General features: G+C 70.8%; 3 protein-coding genes. All 3 read right to left on the bottom strand.

Annotation, left to right across the window (positions count from 1 at the left end; translation table 11 throughout):
* On the bottom strand, window positions 1–1,390 hold a 1,390-nt coding region (locus ACWCXX_RS41000; protein WP_451136372.1), incomplete at its 3' end, for a 2-oxo acid dehydrogenase subunit E2.
* A gap of 1 nt (window position 1,391) precedes the next feature.
* Window positions 1,392–2,471 carry an alpha-ketoacid dehydrogenase subunit beta gene (locus tag ACWCXX_RS40995; protein ID WP_451136370.1) on the bottom strand — a complete coding sequence of 360 codons (1,080 nt, stop codon included), beginning with the start codon at window positions 2,469–2,471 and terminating at the stop codon, window positions 1,392–1,394.
* Complete coding sequence (gene pdhA, locus ACWCXX_RS40990) at window positions 2,468–3,493, bottom strand: pyruvate dehydrogenase (acetyl-transferring) E1 component subunit alpha (RefSeq protein ID WP_451136368.1); 1,026 nt, start codon at window positions 3,491–3,493, stop codon at window positions 2,468–2,470. Before pdhA ends, ACWCXX_RS40995 begins: the two co-directional genes overlap by 4 nt.
* Window positions 3,494–3,540 lie beyond the last annotated feature (47 nt).

Below are 3,540 nucleotides of genomic sequence, written 5' to 3'. Positions count from 1 at the left end.
AGCCGACCAGGGCCACCTGGGGCGGGTGGATGACACCGAAGACGGTCTGCACGCCCTGGTCGCCGAGGTTGGTGACGGTCAGGGTGGCACCGGACATGTCGCTGCCGCGCAGTCGGCCCCGACGGGCGCGCTGGACCAGGTCCTTGAGGGTGGCCATGAGGACGTCCGGCGGCAGCGTGTCGGCGCCGTGGATGACCGGCGCGAGCAGTCCGCCCTGTCGTAGCGACACTGCGACTCCCAGGTTCACCGCCGGGCCGGGGACGAATTCGTCGTTCTGCCAGTAGCCGTTCAGGTTCGGCACTTCGTGTGCCGCCATGGCGGCGGCCTTCAGCAGGAGGGCCGCAGGCACCAGACGGTCGGCAGGCATACGGCTGCGGTTGATCCGGCGCAGCCAGTCCTCGGCCGCTGTGAGGTCGATGGTGGTGGACAGGTAGTAGTGCGGGATCTCCCGCTTGGAGCGGCCCATGAGGTCGGCGATGGCACGGCGCATGGTGTCCGTTCGTTGTTGCGCCCCGCTGCCGACTGGCATTGCGTGTGTGCGCGCCTCGTCGTACCGCCGGCTTGCGGCCGGGCCGCCCGGTTCCGGCGGTCCGGCGTCTGTGTGCGCAGCCGTGTGCACGTCCGCCGCTCGCACGGCTCCGCCGTCCCCGGTGCCCCGCAGCGCCGTCAGGTCGATGCCCAGGTCGCGGGCAAGCCGCCTGGCGTACGGGGTGGCCCGCACCCTGGGCGCAGGGGACGTCGGGACGTGCTCCACATCGGCACGGGTGATCCGTCCGCCGGCTCCGGTGCCGTGCAGTCTCGTCAGGTCGACGCCCCGCATCTCCGCGAGGTGGCGTACGAGCGGCCCGGTTCCCGGGGCCGATTCGGCCGCGGGAGGCGTCTTCGGCGGTGGATACGCGAGGCGGTCCGTCGTCGGCACGGGTGGCCCGGCCGACTCTGTCCGGGAACTCGTGAGTGCAGGCCCCGGGGCCCTCTTCGGCTCGCGGACCGCCTTTTGACGGGGTCGTGGACGTTCGTGGTGGGCAACTGGTCCCTGTTCGGCCCTGGTGCGTGTGGGGAGCGGGGCCGTGCTCCGGCGGTGAGCTTCGGTGACCGTTTCGGCGGCTGCGCGGGAGCCCTGCTCCGTCCCGCCTCTCACCTGCTGCGCGGGCGTGCCCCCGCCTTCGATCTCGGCGAGCGGTGTCCCCACCGGGACCCGGGTTCCCGGCGGGACGAGCAGCCGTCCCACGGTGCCGGATGCGAAGCACTCGACCTCGATGGCCGCCTTGTCGGTCTCCACGACCGCCACGACATCGCCCTTGCGGACCCGGTCGCCGGGGCCCACGAGCCACTCCTGGAGCACGCCTTCATCCATGTCCGCGCCGAGCGAGGGCATGGTGAACTCAGTCATCTCAGCCCGCCTTCCCGGTGTCCGGCTGCCGCTCTGCCTTCTCGGGACCGGCCGGTATGCGGTCGCCGACCGTGCGGCGGGCGGCGGCCACGATTCCGCCGACCTGGGGCAGTGCGGCCTCCTCCAGCCTGCGCGCGTACGGCACGGGTACTTCGGCGCTGCACACCCGCTCCACGGGGGCGTCGAGGTCGTAGAAATGCTGCTCGGTGAGGCGTGCCGAGAGCTCCGCCGCAAGGCTGCCGGTGCGCCAGCCCTCGTCGATGACGACGGCACGGTGGGTGCGTGCGACGGAATCACCGATGGTGGCGTCGTCCAGGGGACGCAGGCTGCGCAGGTCGACGACCTCTGCGCCGATGCCGTCACTCGCGAGGTCCTCGGCAGCGGCAAGGGCCTTGGGCAGTGAGCCGCCGTAGGCGATCAGGGAGACGTCTCGTCCGGGTCGGCGGACCGCCGCGCGACCGATATCGACCGGGCCTGCGTCGGCGGGCAGCTCGCCCGAGACGTTGTACAGGCTGCCGTGCTCGAAGATCAGCACGGGGTCGGGGTCGGCGAGCGCGGGGGCCAGCATGTACCGGGCGTCGGTGAGGGTCGCCGGTGCCAGGACCCGCAGGCCGGGGATGTGTGCGTACCAGCCCTCCAGGCTGTGCGAGTGCTGGGCGGCGAGCTGTCGGCCCGCACCTGTGGTCATCCGGATCACGATCGGTACCGGCAGTTGGCCGCCCGACATGTGCAGGAGGGTTGCCGCGTTGTTGAGGATCTGGTCCAGGGCCAGCAGGCTGAAGTTGACCGTCATGATTTCGACGACCGGCCGCATGCCCGCCAGCGCCGCGCCGATGCCGGCGCCGACGAAGGCGGACTCCGACAGCGGGGCGTCGCGGATCCGCTCCGGTCCGAATTCCTCCAGCAACCCGAGGCTGACACCGAAGCAGCCGCCGTACCGGCCCACGTCCTCACCCATCAAGAACACCCGTTCGTCGCTGCGCAGTGCCTCGCGCAGGGCTTCGCGCATCGCCTCCCGAAAGGTCGTCTTCCGTTCGGAGGGAGCGTCCGGCCGGGCGGCAGGAGTTCGGGTTGTGCTCATGGCCTGCTCATCTCCACCGGGCTGGTGACGTACTTCAGCAGATCCTCGACAGGTTCTTCGGGAGCCTGTTCGGCGGCCTCGACGGCACTGTCGATCTCGGCGGACAGACGGTCCTCCATGGCGGTGCGGGTCTTCTCGGTCAACTTCTTCGCTTCCTGCATCCGCCGGGCGAGGCTCTCGACCGGATCGCGCTCCTTCCAGTGCTCGATCTCGTCCTTGTCGCGGTAGCGGTCGGAGTCGTACATGGAGTGGGCACGGAAGCGGTACGTACGCATCTCCAGGAAGTGCGGCCCACTTCCGGCACGCACTGCTTCGGCCGCCCGCCGGGCCGCGTCCTCGACGGCGAAGACGTCCATGCCGTCGACGGCCCAGGAGACCATGCCGTACCCGGCGGCCCGTAGCGCGAGGTCGGTCTGGGCCTGGTGCCGGGCCAGGGCCGTTCCCATCGCGTACAGGTTGTTCTCGCACACCAGCAGCAGGGGCAGTCCCCAGAGCGCGGCGAGGTTGGCGGTCTCATGGAACTCGCCCTCGGCGAAGGCGCCGTCGCCGAAGAAACAGCAGGTGACCCGGTTGCGTCCCGTCATGTGGTCGGCGAGGGCGAGGCCGGCCGCGAGGGGGAGCCCGCCGCCGACGATCGCATTGCCGCCGTAGAAGCGGCGATCGGCGTCGAACAGATGCATGGAGCCGCCACGGCCACGGCTGCAGCCGGTCACCTTGCCGAACATCTCGGCCATGATCGCCTCGGCCGGAACCCCGCGGGCGAGTGCATGGCCGTGTTCGCGGTACGTCGAGACCACCGCGTCGTCGTCCGTGAGCGCCTCGTTGACGCCGACGGCCACGGCCTCCTCACCGATGTAGAGGTGCATGAAGCCCCGGATGCGGGCGGCGCTGTACAACTCCACGCAGCGCTCCTCGAACCGGCGGATGCGCAGCATCGACTCGAGCAGGGCAAGACGGTGCGCGGTCTGGTGGTTCGCCCGGGTGGCGGGTCGTGTTGTGTGCGGGGTTCGGGTGGGGCTCATGCGGACTGCTCCGTCCTCATGGGGAAGGCGTCGTCCTTCTCGAGGGT

The organism is Streptomyces sp. NPDC001732 (assembly GCF_053596315.1).
Note: the sequence above shows the minus strand (reverse complement) of the source record. Positions and strands in the feature narration are given on the sequence as shown.

What these genes read in the sequence shown, in the direction of transcription:
- ACWCXX_RS40995 (WP_451136370.1), bottom strand. Translation starts at nt 2,471, where the DNA reads ATGAGCACAACCCGAACTCCTGCCGCCCGGCCGGACGCTCCCTCCGAA.
- pdhA (WP_451136368.1), bottom strand. Translation starts at nt 3,493, where the DNA reads ATGAGCCCCACCCGAACCCCGCACACAACACGACCCGCCACCCGGGCG.